Consider the following 15,826-nt stretch of genomic DNA (forward strand, 5'->3'; position numbering starts at 1 on the left):
AAATTATATATTATTCGCCTCCTCACAGAATTTTCCTAATATAACCGCTATGCTTCTGCCTCTGGGGAAAAAGTTCTTTTTCGAAGACATGTGCAGATTTTCCCTTCAGAAAATGTGCGAGTCTGAGAAGAAGAACTTTTTTTAGCGCAGATTTTTTAGTTTCTCAGCAAGCACTTCTGATATCCTTCTATAAGAATCGAATGTCCAGCCCCCGACATGAGGGGTAAGCAAAACTTTATCTGATGCGATTAATTCTGCATACCAGTCCTGCTCATTTAATGCAGGGGATTTCTCAGTTTGCAGTACATCTAGTCCGGCCCCGAGAATCATATTCTGTTTAATAGCATTTAGCACAGCTTTGACACTTACTATTTCACCCCTTGCGGTATTGATAAAAAATATGGGTTTACGGAAATGGAAAAAGTATTCCTCATCTACCATCTGCCGGGTTTCTGAAGTGAGCGGAATGTGCAGGCTCAGGACATCGCTGTGCTTAACGATCTCTTCCATGCTTACTTCCCGGGCATAGTTGTCAGAAAACCCAGTTTTATATTTGTCGTACGCAATGACATTGACTTCAAAACCTGAAAGCTTTTTAGCGAAGCTCCTGCCCATATAGCCATAGCCGATGATACCGACTGTTTTACCTTTTAATTCGTAGCCGCGGTTTCCTTCCCTGTCCCATTTGCCATTTCTTATTTCCTGGTCTGCCTTGCGGAAATTGTTCATCAACGAGAGCAATAAACCGGTAGCATGTTCGCCTACGGCATCCATGTTTCCTTCTGAGGCATTGAGTAATTTAATGTTTTTTGATTTAGCTGTTGCCTCATCTATGTTATCGAGCCCTGCCCCTGCCCTGGCTACGAACTTCAACTGTGGCGCAGCTTCGATCAATTCTTTATCTATCAGAAATTTCGTGCGTACAGCTATGCCTTCATAGTCTTTAATAATGTCAAGCGTTTGGTCTCTGGTGATGAGCGGCTGATCATCTACCTGATATTCCATTTCTATAGCTCTCTCTTTAAATATAGGATGGAGGTCGTCTACTATTAAAATTTTTCCTTTGCTCATAATTTATTACTGGGAGAGTTGGGCAAGATGCTGTGTAAGGGTAATGAAATCCTGAACGGTTAACTGTTCAGCCCGTTTATCAAAAAAAGGATGCTGGTCCATTTTATCTTTAGGCACTACACCCGAAAGTGCATTGCGAAGCGTCTTTCTTCGCTGATTGAACCCTGCCTTTACGGTACGCCAGAATAGTTTCTCATCACAGGGAAGTGTGTCTACATCATTCCTGCTCAACCTGATCACTCCTGAATTGACCTTAGGGGGAGGATTGAAGGTTCCGGGTTTGACCGTAAAGAGGTATTCTATGTCATAATAAGCCTGGATCAGTACGCTCAATATGCCATATTCTTTAGTACCTGCTTTGGAAGCACATCGTTCTGCTACTTCCTTTTGGAACATGCCTACCATCTCCACTACTTTTTCGCGGTTTTCAAGAATCTTGAAAAGAATCTGGGAAGATATGTTGTACGGGAAATTGCCAATGATGGCATATTTTTCCGGAAAGATCTCTGACAGATTAAGTGCGAGGAAATCCCCATTGATGAGTCTTGCACCCAGTTGAGGATATTTTTGTTTAAGAAATTCATAGGATTCGACATCAATGTCGATGAGAAAAGTCTCCAGATCGGTACGTTCCAGCAGAATATCAGATAAAATACCCATACCAGGCCCTACTTCAAGTACCTGTTTGTATTTATCTGTATGTACCAGGCCGTTAACAATCCGTGCCGCGATGTTTTTATCAGTTAAAAAATGCTGCCCTAAATGTTTTTTTGCCCTTACCAAACTCATAACCTCTGCTATTAAAAAGCTGCTAAATTATTAAAGTTTTACCATTATCCGGCCAACATTCAAGTGAAATTCTGTAATTTGCGCCAAATTTTCTAATTGGATATGAGCAATAAAATCAAAATAGGGATTAGTATTGGTGATGTAAACGGAATCGGGATGGAAGTAATACTAAAAACTTTGTCGGAAGTAAGCATTCTTGAGTACTGTACACCTATAGTCTACGGCCATACAAAGGTTGCTTCTTACCATCGCAAGGCCCTCGGCCTGACCGATTTCCAATTTAACGTGATCAGCAATGCTGATGCGGCAAACCCAAAGAAGGCAAACCTGATCAATTGTTGGGAGGAAGACGTAAAGATTGATTTGGGCGAAGCCAATGAAACAGGCGGCAAGTATGCTTTATTATCCTTAGAAAAAGCGACTGAAGATTTGATAAACGGTAATATAGATGCGCTGGTTACCGCCCCTATTAATAAACACAATATACAGTCTGAGGCCTTTAAGTTTCCGGGGCATACGGAATACCTGCAGCAGAGAACTGGTGGAAATGATGTATTGATGTTCATGATCAGTGAAGATATACGGATTGGTGTAGTGACAGGTCACATTCCGGTGCAGGAGGTACCCTCGGCCATTACGAAGGAAAAGATAGTAAAGAAGCTGATCATGATGAATGAAAGCCTGAAAAAAGATTTTTGGATCGAGAAACCAAAAATTGCTGTTCTGGGTTTAAATCCTCATGCCGGAGACAATGGCCTGCTGGGCAAAGAAGACCTGGATATTATCAGTCCTGCTATCCATGAGGCATTTGATAAAGGCATCATCTGTTTTGGCCCTTATCCGGCTGATGGCTTTTTTGGCAATGGCACATACAAGCAGTTTGATGCTGTGCTGGCCATGTATCACGACCAGGGCCTGATCCCTTTTAAAACAATTGCCTTTGGCAGGGGCGTAAATTATAGTGCAGGCCTAAAGTATGTACGTACTTCACCTGATCATGGGACAGGATATGATATAGCAGGGAAAAACATTGCAGATCATGCTTCCTTTATAGAGGCTATTTTTGCGGCTACCCATATCGTTAAGAACAGAAGAGAACAGGAAGAATTACTGAAAAACCAGCTGCGGGGCGGCGGTAAACTAATAGAGACAGCATTTGATTTGAAAGATGATGCAAATTAGGAATTAAAAACTATTTGTAATAGATGAAATTAATTCCTACATTTGCGGGCTAAAATTTTGTTACAATTGAAACCATTAAAACAATTTTCAATCCCCTTTACAGGCTTAAAAATTGGCAAACATCAGTTTGATTTTGACATTGATAACAGCTTTTTTGATGCCTTTGAATATTCTTTGGTTAAGAAAGGGGATTTAAAAGCAGTAGTTGAATTAGACAAGCAGGAAACGATGCTGATCTTACAGTTCCGGATTGACGGGACTATAGTATTGGATTGTGATAAGTGTCTGGCGGAATTTAATTCACCAATAAGTATACAGGAAAGGCAGATTGTAAAATTTGCCGAAGATGAATTGGAAAGTGATGACCTGGAGATCATCGTAGTAAATAAGAGGGAGAGCGAAATTGATATATCGGGACTTATTTATGAATTCATCACTGTTTCGGTTCCTTACATAAAAATCTGTCAGGAGAACGGGGACGGCCAGCAATGTGACCAGGAAATGATAGCAAGACTGGAAAGTTTAGCTGTAGGCACACAAAAAGAAGAAGAAGAACAACAACAAGATGACGACCCGCGTTGGGCAGCATTAAAAAAATTAAAATAATAATTAAATAAATCAGCAATGGCACATCCAAAACGCAAGATTTCTAAAAGTAGAAGAGATAAAAGAAGAACTCACTATAAGGCAGAAGCTCCTTCTTTATCTACTTGTCAAACAACAGGCGCAATACATACTCCACACCGCGCTTATAACGTTGATGGTAACTTATACTACAACGGCAAATTGGTTATTGAAAGCACTTCAATAGGTTAATTTTCTGAAAAATAGTTTGTGTTTTAAGTCTTTGAAAGTTTAACTTAGAGATTGGAAACAAGGGCGATTTTGCCTTATACACAAACTGATTTTTTACTATGAAAATAGGTCTCGATATAATGGGCGGAGACTATGCTCCTAAAGCAAACGTTTTAGGAGCAATAGCTGCCCATCCATTGTTATCTCCGCATGAGCAAATCGTTCTGATCGGGGATACTCAGCAGATTAAGCCCTTACTTGCCGAAAATGGATTTGATCCGGATCTCTTTGAGTATGTTCACACCAAGGAGGTAATAGGTATGGGCGAACATCCCACTAAGGCTATAGTTCAAAAGCCAAATTCCAGTATATCTATTGGTTTTAAGTTACTTAAAGAAGGGAAATTAGATTCATTTGCCAGTGCCGGAAATTCCGGGGCTATGCTTGTTGGCGCTGTTTTTAGTGTAAAAACTATTCCCGGTATCATCAGGCCTTGTCTTTCTACTTTTCTGCCAAAGCTGAGTGGCGGCGTTGGACTGATGCTGGATGTAGGCGCAAATGCCGATTGCAAACCCGACACTTTATTACAGTTTGGTATACTTGGAAGCTTATATGCAGAGAATGTGATGCAGATATCAGATCCTAAAGTTGCCTTAATGAATATTGGCGAAGAAGACGAAAAAGGCAATATGCTGAGCATGGCGACTTTCCCATTAATGAAGGATACCAAGTTATTTAATTTTGTTGGGAACGTAGAAGGCCGGGATTTGTTTAACGACAAAGCCGACGTGATTGTTTGTGATGGATTTACCGGAAATGTGATGCTTAAACTGGCCGAGTCGTTTTATGTACTGACCCTTAAAAGAGGAATGAAAGATGAATTCTTTGACAGGTTTAACTATGAAAATTATGGCGGCAGTCCGGTATTGGGAGTGAATGCACCGGTAGTTATCGGACATGGGATATCCAGTCCGACAGCAGTAAAAAACATGATTTTACAGTCGAGGGATATGATTACTACTGGCTTGGTAGAAAAGATACAGGCCGCATTTAATAATTAATTTAAAAGATGAGCAAAATTCACGCTGCGATTACTGCTGTTAATGGTTACGTTCCAGAATATGTAATGACCAATAAAGAACTGGAATCGATTGTTGATACGACTGATGAATGGATTACTTCCAGAACAGGCATAAAAGAGCGAAGAATATTAAAAGGTGAGGGACTGGGCACGTCAGATATGGCGGTTCATGCGGTAAACGGATTACTCAAAAAACGTGGAATCGGTGCGGAGGAAATTGAACTCATTATATTTTGTACGACGACACCTGATCTCCCTTTTCCGGCCTCAGCTAATATCCTGGGAGATAAAATTGGGGCTAAAAATGCCTGGGGCTACGACCTTCAGGCGGCTTGTTCGGGTTTTATATACGGGCTTTCTACCGGGGCCCAATTTATTGAATCAGGCAAACATAAAAAAGTATTGGTAGTAGGGGGTGATAAAATGTCTTCTATCATCAACTATCAGGACCGCACTACCTGTATTATTTTTGGAGATGGCTGTGGAGCTGTATTACTGGAACCAAATGAAGAGGGTCTGGGGCTAATGGATTCTATCCTAAAAAGTGATGGAGCGGGAAAAGCGTTCCTGCATCAGAAAGCAGGAGGCTCAGTCCGGCCGGCAAGCCACGAAACAGTAGACAATAATGAACATGTCGTTTATCAGGAGGGCCAGACTGTATTTAAATTTGCAGTGACCAATATGGCTGATGTAGCTGCAGAAATCATGGACCGTAATCAGTTAACTTCTGATGATGTAAAATGGCTGGTGCCCCATCAGGCCAACAAACGTATTATTGATGCGACTGCTTCAAGAATGGGCCTTGGCTCTGAAAAAGTCATGATCAACATCGAGCGTTATGGCAATACTACAAATGGTACGATCCCTTTATGTTTATGGGAATGGGAAAGTCAGTTAAAAAAAGGAGACAACATTATTCTTGCTGCTTTTGGAGGTGGTTTTACCTGGGGTTCAGTTTATTTAAAATGGGCTTATTAGTGCTTATAATCAATATATTTTAAACATTTTTAAACTATCCTGAGTTCTATTGTTGCTACGGCACATTCAAAGTCATGATGGTTTTATAATAATTAATATTACCTTAGTTAATCTAAAAACAAGATTGTTTTCTTAAAATAACACCAAAAAATGGATATCAAACAAATTCAGGAACTTATTAAATTTGTTTCTCGTTCGGGCGTAAATGAAGTCGCTATAGAGCAAAAAGACTTCAAGATAACTATTAAAACAAATCAGACCCAAACTGTTGTGAATGCTACTGTTCCAGCTCCTGTTGCGATTTCTGCAATACCGGCTGCCGCAGCTCCTTTACCAGTGTCTGCCACTGAAACTAAAGCTGCTGACGCTGCTGTTGAAGATACCTCAAAATACATTACTATAAAATCTCCAATGATAGGCACATTTTATCGTTCCGCAAGTCCGGATAAGCCGTCGTTTGTAAATGTTGGTGATGAGGTTTCTGTTGGTAAAGTGATCTGTATCATTGAAGCAATGAAACTATTTAATGAAATAGAGAGTGAAGTTTCTGGCAGGATTGTGAAAGTCCTTGTTGACAATTCATCACCTGTAGAATACGATCAGCCACTGTATTTAGTAGAACCAGTTTAGACCGTTGTGCTGATTTATTTCAGCATCTTGTTACTTAAATAGGCCCTGAAGTATGTTTGGGGTGACGAAAAGAAAAAATATATGTTTAAGAAAATATTAATTGCCAACCGGGGCGAAATCGCTTTGCGTATTATCCGTACCTGTAAGGAAATGGGGATTAAAACGGTAGCTGTTTACTCTACTGCAGACAGGGAAAGTTTGCATGTGCGTTTTGCAGATGAAGCTGTTTGTATTGGGCCGCCGCCCAGCAAGGATTCTTACCTGAGTATCCCTAACATCATTTCGGCAGCTGAGCTTACCAATGCAGATGCGATACATCCTGGATATGGATTCTTATCTGAAAATGCTAAATTCTCTTCTGTTTGTCGTGATTACGGAATTAAATTTATAGGGGCAACACCTGAACAGATTAATTCAATGGGAGATAAAGCTTCGGCTAAGGAAACGATGAAGCGATCAGGAGTTCCGACCATTCCTGGTTCGGAAGGCTTATTGGAAAGTGTAAAAGAAGGCATCAAACTTGCCAATGAAATTGGATATCCGATTATATTAAAGGCTACTGCAGGTGGTGGTGGCCGTGGTATGCGCGTAGTATGGAAAGATGAAGACTTTGAAAATGCATGGGACAGTGCCCGTCAGGAATCAGGTGCTGCGTTTGGAAATGATGGTTTGTATCTGGAAAAATATATTGAAGACCCACGCCACATTGAAATCCAGATCATTGGGGACCAATATGGTAAAGCATGCCATTTATCAGAACGCGACTGTTCAATACAACGTCGTCACCAAAAACTAGTTGAAGAAGCCCCTTCTCCTTTTATGACTCCGGAATTGAGAGAAAGAATGGGTGATGCTGCTATTAAAGGAGCAATGGCTGTGCAGTATGAAGGTGCCGGAACAATAGAATTTCTGGTTGACAAACACCGTAATTTCTATTTTATGGAGATGAATACACGTATTCAAGTAGAACATCCGGTAACAGAAGAAGTGATCAACTACGATTTAATTAAAGAACAGATTAAAGTGGCATCGGGAGTTCCAATATCAGGAAAGAACTATTTACCTGACATGCATGCCATTGAATGCCGGATAAATGCAGAAGATCCATTTAATAACTTTAGGCCTTGCCCAGGTAAGATAACCAACTTCCACTCTCCTGGAGGGCATGGTGTAAGAGTTGATACGCATGTTTATGCTGGTTATCAGATTCCTTCTAATTATGATTCTATGATTGCGAAGCTGATCTGTGTGGCCCAAACACGTGAGGAAGCGATTAGTACCATGGAACGTGCTTTGAGTGAATTTGTGATTGAAGGTATAAAAACGACGATACCTTTTCATTTAAAGTTGATGAAAGATCCTAACTTTAGGGCAGGAAATTTTACAACTAAATTCATGGAAACTTTTGAGTTTTCGGAGTAATGAAAAACTATTTATAAGATTTAAAACGTAAATACCATTCTGAATAAAATAGAATGGTATTTTTGTTTACAAATAATATGCATGAGTGATACTAAAAAAAGGGACCTTATTGGTGCTATAAGAGAAAAAGGAAAAACTTTAGAGGCAGAGATGTCTTTCTTCGACCACATTGATGTATTGAGAAAACACCTGTTGCGCGGATTACTGGTGGTCGTGCTATTAACTGCCGGAGCCTTTTGGTTTTCTGATTTCATTTTCAATGAGATCATTATGGGTCCTAAGAACCCTGACTTCTGGACCTACAGAATGATGTGTAAAATGGTTGTAGCTTTTCCAAATCTCGTTGGGCAGGATTTCTGTATCACGCATATTGATGCAAAAATCATCAATACGGAAATGGCCGGACAGTTTACCCTACAGATCAACTCCTGTGTAATGGTAGGGATTATCTTAGGTATTCCATACCTGCTATTTGAACTATGGCTGTTTGTAAAACCTGCCTTGCATGAAAAAGAACGCAAGTCGGCCAGTGGATTTGTATTGTTTGCCTCTACCCTCTTCTTTATCGGGATTATGTTTGGCTATTACCTCATCTGTCCTTTATCGATTAACTTCCTGACAAACTTTACAGTGAGTCCTGAGATAGAAAATACTTTTACGATCACTTCTTATCTTTCGTCCGTGGCCACACTTACCATAGGCTCTGGAATAATTTTTCAGTTGCCCGTAGTAATTTATATTTTGTCAAAATTTGGTATAATGACACCGGCATTTATGCGGTCCAGCAGAAGATATGCGTTTGTATTGATATTGGTTATAGCAGCTGTGGTAACGCCAACTCCTGATGTTATTACGATGCTTGTAGTTGCCTTTCCGCTTGTAATATTATATGAAGTAAGTATCTTTATCTCAGCAAGTATTGAAAGGAAGCGAAACCGACTGCTTAACAGTTCAGCTTCATAAACTAATAAGTTTGATTCATTAATATTTAAAAAATGTCAACAGAGAAAAAAATTAAAATAGCCATTGGTGCTGATCATGCCGGCTTTGAATATAAAGAGCTTTTGAAGTCTTATCTAACAGGATATGAGCTTAAGGATTTTGGCACATACAGTACAGATTCTGTTGACTATCCTGATTTTGCGCATCCTGTAGCTTTAGCAGTGGAAAGTAAAGAATTTACATTTGGGATTCTGGTTTGCGGAAGTGCAAATGGTGTAGCCATCACAGCTAATAAGCACCAGCACATCAGGGCTGCTATTTGCTGGCTGAATGAACTTGCCTCACTTGCAAGACGACATAATAATGCAAATATCTTGTGCATCCCGGCAAGGTTTGTCTCTGAGGACCTGGCAAATGAAATGGCTACAACATTTTTGACCACTGCTTTTGAAGGCGGAAGACATGAGGGCAGGGTTGAAAAAATATCATGTTAAAATTTGTTCCGCTGATGAAAAAGCAATTACTACATCTGGGCTTGGTCCTGCTGATGGGCTGCAGTGCGACTGCGCAAAATAAAGATGCCATAAAGTATGGCCAAAGTATCACAAAAGACAATGCTCACAAGCACTTATCCGTCCTCGCATCTGACGCGTATGAGGGCAGGGAAACTGGCAAAAAAGGTGGGTGGATGGCTGCAGATTATATTAAAAATCATTTTAAGGGTCTTGGATTAAAAGGGCCCGTAGCGGGCGATTACTTTCAGCCTATTGATATGGTGACCATAAGTCTTTCACAGGTACTGACCATTGATGGGCAGCCAGCTGAAGTCTTACAGGATTTTTATGTTGCCCAGCAGGTTGTTTCTGGAAGTGGCTTTGCTTTTAATACCAATAGCATTGTATTTGCCGGGTACGGATTAGCGACAGATGGTTACGATGATTTTTCCGGACTAGACGTGACAGGAAAGGTGGTGATGATCTTTAAAGAGGGGAATCCATCAGGCGGCACAGTTTCGGGAAATGCATCAAGTGCACTAAATGCAAAGTTGAAATACTTTAATGACCATAAAGCATCTGCTGTACTGCTAATTGATGCTGCAGTAGACAAAATGTCTGCAAACCTGAAGAATTACCTGCTATCTGAACAAATGGTGATGAAGACGAAGGAAAACCTGGAGAGAATGAATAAACCTCAGCCTATGCCGGTGATCAATATCAGCACTGCTATTGCCAATAAACTTTTTGTTGCTGCAGGTACCAACGCCGATGCGCTGAAAAAGAAAATAGCCGAGAGTGGAAAGCCTGCCTCGCAGGAACTGAAAATCAGCCTGAGCGCAAGCGCTAATAAAATCGAAACAAAGGTAAAGACAGACAATGTACTCGGCTTCCTGGAAGGTTCTGATCCGAAGTTGAAAAAAGAGGTTTTGGTCATTACTGCACATTACGACCACATTGGTGTAAATCCTAATGCGCCAGGTGATGATAAGATAAACAATGGCGCTGATGATGATGGATCTGGTACAACAGGGGTACTGATGATTGCGGAAGCATTTGCGAAAGCGAAGAAAGCAGGCAGAGGCCCAAAAAGAAGTATATTATTCATGACAGTTGCCGGTGAAGAAAAAGGCTTGTTAGGTTCTGAATGGTACGCTGAACATCCGGTATTTCCACTGGAAAATACCATCACCAATCTGAATATTGATATGATAGGGAGGGGTGATAAAGAGCACGCCAGCGACAACAATTTTGTATACATTATTGGATCTGACATGCTGAGTACTGATCTGGACAGGATTGGCAAAAAAGCCAATAAGGATTATGTAAATATCAACCTGGACGAAAGGTATAATAACCGTACGGACCCCAACAGATTTTACTACAGGTCTGATCATTATAACTTTGCAAAGCATGGTATTCCGGTTATTTTTTATTTTAACGGGGTGCATGAAGATTATCACCAGCCAGGCGATGAGGTTAGCAAAATAGATTTTCCAATGCTTGCAAAAAGAGGAAAATTGGTATACTTTACCGCCTGGGAGCTTGCAAATGGTCTCAAAAGACCCCGTGTAGATAAAAACGATGATGGCTCAATAAAGAAATAGCTACAATTTTAGCTAAGTTTGATTATGACGAAGATTGCTGAAGAATTTTTAGTGAAGGCGGATGAAAAGGCATTCGATCTGGGACACCGTAAAACAATTAACCATAACATCGGCAAATATAATGTTGCCGTGGAGCGGGGCCTTTCAAAATTTGAAAACTTAGAAAACTCCAAGAAGAAAGCTCATGTGATCAAATGGAGGGTGATGGAAAACCTTGATAAGTTTTTGCCCGAGTTTGAAGCTAATTTTCAGCGCAAAGGGGGAAAGGTAATCTGGGCTAATGACATTAATGAAGCCCAGCAGGAAATCCTGAACATCATCAAAAAAAATAACGGTAAAACAGTTATTAAGGCAAAATCTATGACCACCGAAGAGATTCATCTTAATGAATTTCTTCAGAAAAATGATATAGAATCGTTGGAAAGTGATCTTGGTGAATTCATTGTTCAGTTGCTGGGCCAGCATCCTTATCACATTGTGACACCGGCCATGCATTTGAGCAAAGAGGAAATCGCAAAAGTCTTTCATGAGAAATTTGGCACTCCTTTGGATTTCACTCCTGAACAGCTAACCCAAAAAGCAAGGGAACTTTTAAGAGATAAATACCTGAATGCCGACATAGGCATCAGTGGGGGCAATTTCTTAATTGCCGATACAGGAAGTATTGCCCTGACAGAAAATGAAGGTAATGCGCGGCTCTGCACAACTTTTCCTAAAATACATATCGCTATAGTAGGCATAGAGAAAATAATCCCATCTATGGCAGATCTGGATCTGTTCTGGCCATTGCTGGCCAGCCATGGTACAGGTCAGAACTTAACCGTCTACAATACCATCCTTAGTGGCCCCAGACGTGGAGAAGAAACTGACGGACCGGAAGAAATGTATGTAATTTTGCTTGATAACGGCCGCACTAATCTGCTGGCGCAAAAAGAGCAACGCCAGGGCCTGTATTGCATTAGATGCGGTGCCTGCTTAAATGCCTGCCCTGTTTACAAGAACATTGGCGGACATACTTATAATACTACTTACAGCGGCCCTATTGGTTCTATAATTACCCCCCATCTGAAGGGCATGAAAGACTTCAAGCATTTAAGCTATGCATCAAGTCTGTGTGGAAAATGCTCTGAAGTATGCCCTGTTAAAATTGACATTCATAAAATGCTGCTGCTAAACAGAAGAGATGCGGCTGAACAGCATGAAAATACAAGGACAGAAAAACTGGGATGGACGATCTGGCGTACCGGAATGCTGAAAAGATCTAGGATGGATATGCTGAGCGGAAAGATCAAGAACTTTTTCCTTAAAAACCTGTTTAGAAAAATATGGGGTAAATATCGGTCTATGCCCGAAATAGCCCCAAAATCTTTTGCTAAACTTTGGGAAGAGAAAAACAAGGATGCTACAGGCGAATAATTATGATCTTTGACAGAAAAGACAAGAGCAATAGCATTTTATTAGACCTTTATAAAAGGTTGCTTTATCCAAGATTGATAGAGGAAAAAATGTTGATCTTGCTTCGTCAGGGGCGTATTGGCAAGTGGTTTTCAGGAATTGGTCAGGAAGCAATTGCAGTGGGCAGTACGCTGGCTATGCACGCTTCCGAATATATTCTGCCAATGCACCGAAATCTGGGTGTATTCACATCACGTGATATTCCACTGAGTAAACTCATGTCCCAATGGCAGGGGAAAGTTAACGGATTTACCAAAGGCAGGGACAGATCCTTTCATTTTGGTACACAAGACTACAAAATCATCGGTATGATCTCTCATCTGGGCCCGCAAATGGCGCTGGCAGATGGCATTGCTCTTGCAGATCTGATTGAAAATAAAGAAGCCGCAACTCTGGTTTTCACCGGTGAAGGTGCCACCAGCGAAGGAGATTTTCATGAGGCCGTAAATGTGGCGGCCGTATGGAACTTACCCGTTATCTTTCTGATAGAAAACAATGGATATGGCCTTTCCACTCCTGTTAACGAACAATTTAAATGTGAACATCTTGTCGACAAGGCTATTGGATATGGCATTGAAGGTATACAGATAGATGGAAATAATATTCTGGAGGTTTATGATACCCTGGTCGATCTTGCTGTTAAGATCAGAAAAGACCCCAGGCCCGTACTTGTTGAATGCTTGACTTTCAGGATGAGGGGACATGAGGAAGCATCAGGCATTAAATATGTACCGGAAGAACTGATCAATGAGTGGTCAAAAAAAGATCCTGTTAAGAATTTCGAAGCCTACTTAATTAAACAGGGGGTACTTGATGTTGAAATGATCCATCAAATAAAAGCGGACTTTAAAAAAACCATTGAAAGTGAAATAGAAAGTGCATTTGAACAGGATGAGCCTATAGCAGATGCGAATACAGAATTATTGGACATGTACCATCCGGATGCAATAAACCCTGTAAGGCCGTCTCAGCCCTTAGTAGAAATGCGCTATATAGATGCCATTACTGATGGGCTTAGAATTGGTATGCAAAAATACCAGAACCTAGTTTTGATGGGTCAGGATATAGCGGAATATGGCGGAGCATTTAAGATCACCGAAGGTTTTGTGAATGAATTTGGGAAAGCAAGAGTTAGAAATACACCCATCTGTGAATCGGCTATTGTCGGTGCCGGACTAGGCCTTTCAATAAATGGTTATAAAGCAATTGTAGAAATGCAGTTTGCTGATTTTGTAACCTGTGGATTTAACCAGATTATAAATAATCTGGCAAAGACCCACTACAGATGGGGCGAAAAGGCTGATGTTGTAATCCGTATGCCAACTGGGGCCGGTACCGGGGCAGGTCCGTTTCATTCGCAAAGCAACGAAGCCTGGTTCACTAAAACACCGGGTTTAAAAATAGTATATCCAGCCTTTCCTGATGATGCAAAAGGTTTGCTGCTGGGGGCCATTGATGATCCGAATCCTGTGATATATTTTGAACACAAATATTTGTATAGAAGCCTAAGTGGCTTTGTACCTAAAGGATACTATAATCAGGAAATAGGAAAAGCAAACATATTAAAAACCGGCACCCAGTTCAGTATCATTACTTACGGACTCGGAGTTCACTGGGCATTGTCCTATTTAAACGATAATCCGGAACGCTCTGTAACTTTAATAGATCTGCGAAGCCTGCAGCCATGGGATAAGGATGCGGTTGCCGGAGCAGTTCAATCAACAGGCAGGGTATTGATCCTCCACGAAGACACGCTCACGTGCGGATTTGGAGCAGAACTAGCTGCATGGATTGCTGAGCATTGCTTTGAATTTCTGGATGCCCCTGTTATGCGCTGTGCCAGTCTGGATACTGCCATCCCAATGAATAAGGTGCTGGAAAATGATTTCCTTGCTAAAAGCAGGTTGGCTGACGTTGCCAAAAGATTACTGGAATACTAGTTACTTGGCACGATAATAGCCTCTATCTGTTACAGATACCTAGTTGGCCATATGAAATTCTCATACTTAATTCTCTTACTTTTACCGATTCTCTGTAGCTGTACTCAGAATTCTAAGCATCCTCAGGCAGACCTGATCAATAGAAATATACCTGTAGCAGTAACGGAACAGTCAATTGTGCATTTTGCAGATTCCGTTGACGCCAGCTTGATCACGATGGAAAAACGCAGCAGTCTGGTTTATCATCTCGATGAAACCTCAATGTACGTTGAAAAATATAGCATGAACGGTATTCCTGTTTTATACAAAACTTTTATTGACAATGAAGGCATCAGCAGTCTTGTGAATAATTTTTACTTCAATAATGACAGCTTGATATTAGTAAGGGAAAGCAAAAAACAGCTTAAACCAAATACTGAAGTTTTAGAGGAAATACGCACTTTTTTTAGAAATAATATTGCATTCAGGAAAGATATACGTACTGCATTATCATCTTCCACGCTCAAAGACAAACAATTTTCCCCTCTAAAGCATACTAATCTCTCTGCTGATAACTATGCTTCGGATATCAAAACATTCAATGATGCAATTGAGGGAAATGAAAAATTTGACCTTGTGTTCGATAGCTTTCTATCCGCTCCCGATGAGAAATATATCTTGCTAAAAAGTAAAATCCCAAATGGATATAATGCAAACATCCTGGTGACCCAAAGCGATTCATTTACGGACAGTCTTATGATTGACCCTATGCTCTTTAAGGGTACAAAGCTTAATATTAACTGGAAGATAGAGAACAAGGAAGCTGTTTACGTTCCGGTAGCGGCCAGGGTCACTTCTGCTAACGGATTAAAAAGATAAAGATTCCCATTATCAAGACATAAGCATCTGTAGCGTTTTCGCAACCTTTCACCCTTCTTAAACCTTCGGCCATCTTTAATTGTAAATAACGTATTGACTGGCAATTCTTCCAAACGGAGAAGGCCAATAGCGTTGTCATACTTCTTTAGCGTTCTGGACAATTTTAAATCTGTACAACTTGCTGCCGTAGGATTGTCAAGGTAATTGATTATTGCTTTATGGACATCATCCGGAAAGATGTTCTTTTCAATAAAAGGAACCATCATTCGTTTAAAATTACGTTTCCATTCGTCTCCATGGGGTTTTACCTTATTTCTATGATCATTCCAGGTAAGTAAATGTGCAAATTCATGTACAGTAGTAACTAGGAAGGCATAAGCATTTAGATTATTGTTGACAGATATTTTATGCCCGGTTCCATTATATGGATGCCTGTAATCGCCAAGTTTAGTAGTTCTGTTCTTTGAAATTTTGAATTCGCACTGAAAGTAATCGATCCATCTTGCAATTACCGGTGCAGCCCCGACAGGCATATATTGTGATAAGACATGCTCCTTTTCCACACTGTCCAAGATAATGAAT

The 15,826-nt window shown here is 40.5% G+C and carries 16 protein-coding genes; 13 read left to right on the forward strand and 3 right to left on the reverse strand.

The genetic code is table 11. The features are described 5' to 3' along the window. Positions 1-141 precede the first annotated feature (141 nt). Entirely contained in the window at positions 142-1,071 is a 930-nt protein-coding gene (locus tag EZ437_RS01080; protein ID WP_131592318.1) for a 2-hydroxyacid dehydrogenase, read from the reverse strand. A gap of 6 nt (positions 1,072-1,077) precedes the next feature. Further along, positions 1,078-1,860, reverse strand: a complete 783-nt coding sequence (gene rsmA, locus EZ437_RS01085) for a 16S rRNA (adenine(1518)-N(6)/adenine(1519)-N(6))-dimethyltransferase RsmA (protein WP_131592320.1) — start codon at positions 1,858-1,860, stop codon at positions 1,078-1,080. A gap of 102 nt (positions 1,861-1,962) precedes the next feature. Between rsmA and pdxA the strand changes: the two genes are divergently transcribed. The 13 genes from pdxA to EZ437_RS01150 all read left to right on the forward strand — a co-directional run bounded on the left by pdxA (position 1,963) and on the right by EZ437_RS01150 (position 15,244). Beyond that, on the forward strand, positions 1,963-3,042 hold the full coding sequence (gene pdxA, locus EZ437_RS01090; protein ID WP_131592322.1) for a 4-hydroxythreonine-4-phosphate dehydrogenase PdxA: 1,080 nt from the start codon (positions 1,963-1,965) through the stop codon (positions 3,040-3,042). A 66-nt stretch (positions 3,043-3,108) separates the two neighbouring features. Next, positions 3,109-3,648, forward strand: a complete 540-nt coding sequence (locus EZ437_RS01095; protein WP_131592324.1) for a YceD family protein — start codon at positions 3,109-3,111, stop codon at positions 3,646-3,648. 18 nt (positions 3,649-3,666) lie between these two features. Beyond that, positions 3,667-3,858: a 50S ribosomal protein L32 gene (rpmF, locus tag EZ437_RS01100; RefSeq protein ID WP_131592326.1), complete on the forward strand. Its 192-nt coding sequence runs from the start codon at positions 3,667-3,669 to the stop codon at positions 3,856-3,858. A gap of 98 nt (positions 3,859-3,956) precedes the next feature. Further along, positions 3,957-4,898, forward strand: coding sequence for a phosphate acyltransferase PlsX (gene plsX / locus EZ437_RS01105; protein WP_131592328.1), 942 nt, complete (start codon positions 3,957-3,959; stop codon positions 4,896-4,898). Positions 4,899-4,906: 8 nt separating this feature from the next. Next, positions 4,907-5,896 (forward strand): beta-ketoacyl-ACP synthase III, encoded by a 990-nt coding sequence (locus tag EZ437_RS01110; protein WP_131592330.1) that lies wholly within the window; start codon positions 4,907-4,909, stop codon positions 5,894-5,896. 150 nt (positions 5,897-6,046) lie between these two features. Further along, a complete protein-coding gene (gene accB, locus EZ437_RS01115; protein ID WP_131592332.1) occupies positions 6,047-6,526 on the forward strand; it encodes an acetyl-CoA carboxylase biotin carboxyl carrier protein in 480 nt (159 codons plus the stop codon). A gap of 81 nt (positions 6,527-6,607) precedes the next feature. Next, entirely contained in the window at positions 6,608-7,948 is a 1,341-nt protein-coding gene (gene accC / locus EZ437_RS01120; protein ID WP_131592334.1) for an acetyl-CoA carboxylase biotin carboxylase subunit, read from the forward strand. Between the two features lie 81 nt (positions 7,949-8,029). Continuing rightward, complete coding sequence (gene tatC / locus EZ437_RS01125) at positions 8,030-8,911, forward strand: twin-arginine translocase subunit TatC (protein WP_131592336.1); 882 nt, start codon at positions 8,030-8,032, stop codon at positions 8,909-8,911. Between the two features lie 32 nt (positions 8,912-8,943). Further along, positions 8,944-9,384: a ribose 5-phosphate isomerase B gene (gene rpiB / locus EZ437_RS01130; protein ID WP_131592338.1), complete on the forward strand. Its 441-nt coding sequence runs from the start codon at positions 8,944-8,946 to the stop codon at positions 9,382-9,384. 14 nt (positions 9,385-9,398) lie between these two features. Next, complete coding sequence (locus EZ437_RS01135) at positions 9,399-10,991, forward strand: M28 family peptidase (RefSeq protein ID WP_131592340.1); 1,593 nt, start codon at positions 9,399-9,401, stop codon at positions 10,989-10,991. Between the two features lie 24 nt (positions 10,992-11,015). Next, positions 11,016-12,407, forward strand: a complete 1,392-nt coding sequence (locus EZ437_RS01140) for a LutB/LldF family L-lactate oxidation iron-sulfur protein (protein WP_205942624.1) — start codon at positions 11,016-11,018, stop codon at positions 12,405-12,407. A gap of 2 nt (positions 12,408-12,409) precedes the next feature. Beyond that, entirely contained in the window at positions 12,410-14,386 is a 1,977-nt protein-coding gene (locus tag EZ437_RS01145) for an alpha-ketoacid dehydrogenase subunit alpha/beta (protein ID WP_131592342.1), read from the forward strand. A 51-nt stretch (positions 14,387-14,437) separates the two neighbouring features. Further along, positions 14,438-15,244, forward strand: coding sequence for a hypothetical protein (locus tag EZ437_RS01150; protein WP_131592344.1), 807 nt, complete (start codon positions 14,438-14,440; stop codon positions 15,242-15,244). Here the strand turns inward: EZ437_RS01150 and EZ437_RS01155 are convergent. Beyond that, positions 15,193-15,807, reverse strand: coding sequence for a SprT-like domain-containing protein (locus EZ437_RS01155; RefSeq protein WP_225869464.1), 615 nt, complete (start codon positions 15,805-15,807; stop codon positions 15,193-15,195). The two genes, EZ437_RS01150 and EZ437_RS01155, sit on opposite strands and share 52 nt — an antisense overlap. Positions 15,808-15,826 lie beyond the last annotated feature (19 nt).

The sequence above is a fragment of the Pedobacter psychroterrae genome (assembly GCF_004331695.1).
Lineage (GTDB): Bacteria > Bacteroidota > Bacteroidia > Sphingobacteriales > Sphingobacteriaceae > Pedobacter > Pedobacter psychroterrae.

What these genes read in the sequence shown, in the direction of transcription:
- rpiB (WP_131592338.1), top strand. Translation starts at nt 8,944, where the DNA reads ATGTCAACAGAGAAAAAAATTAAAATAGCCATTGGTGCTGATCATGCC.
- EZ437_RS01150 (WP_131592344.1), top strand. Translation starts at nt 14,438, where the DNA reads ATGAAATTCTCATACTTAATTCTCTTACTTTTACCGATTCTCTGTAGC.
- EZ437_RS01080 (WP_131592318.1), bottom strand. Translation starts at nt 1,071, where the DNA reads ATGAGCAAAGGAAAAATTTTAATAGTAGACGACCTCCATCCTATATTT.
- EZ437_RS01110 (WP_131592330.1), top strand. Translation starts at nt 4,907, where the DNA reads ATGAGCAAAATTCACGCTGCGATTACTGCTGTTAATGGTTACGTTCCA.
- accB (WP_131592332.1), top strand. Translation starts at nt 6,047, where the DNA reads ATGGATATCAAACAAATTCAGGAACTTATTAAATTTGTTTCTCGTTCG.
- plsX (WP_131592328.1), top strand. Translation starts at nt 3,957, where the DNA reads ATGAAAATAGGTCTCGATATAATGGGCGGAGACTATGCTCCTAAAGCA.
- EZ437_RS01135 (WP_131592340.1), top strand. Translation starts at nt 9,399, where the DNA reads ATGAAAAAGCAATTACTACATCTGGGCTTGGTCCTGCTGATGGGCTGC.
- rpmF (WP_131592326.1), top strand. Translation starts at nt 3,667, where the DNA reads ATGGCACATCCAAAACGCAAGATTTCTAAAAGTAGAAGAGATAAAAGA.
- tatC (WP_131592336.1), top strand. Translation starts at nt 8,030, where the DNA reads ATGAGTGATACTAAAAAAAGGGACCTTATTGGTGCTATAAGAGAAAAA.
- EZ437_RS01140 (WP_205942624.1), top strand. Translation starts at nt 11,016, where the DNA reads ATGACGAAGATTGCTGAAGAATTTTTAGTGAAGGCGGATGAAAAGGCA.
- rsmA (WP_131592320.1), bottom strand. Translation starts at nt 1,860, where the DNA reads ATGAGTTTGGTAAGGGCAAAAAAACATTTAGGGCAGCATTTTTTAACT.
- EZ437_RS01145 (WP_131592342.1), top strand. Translation starts at nt 12,410, where the DNA reads ATGATCTTTGACAGAAAAGACAAGAGCAATAGCATTTTATTAGACCTT.
- pdxA (WP_131592322.1), top strand. Translation starts at nt 1,963, where the DNA reads ATGAGCAATAAAATCAAAATAGGGATTAGTATTGGTGATGTAAACGGA.
- accC (WP_131592334.1), top strand. Translation starts at nt 6,608, where the DNA reads ATGTTTAAGAAAATATTAATTGCCAACCGGGGCGAAATCGCTTTGCGT.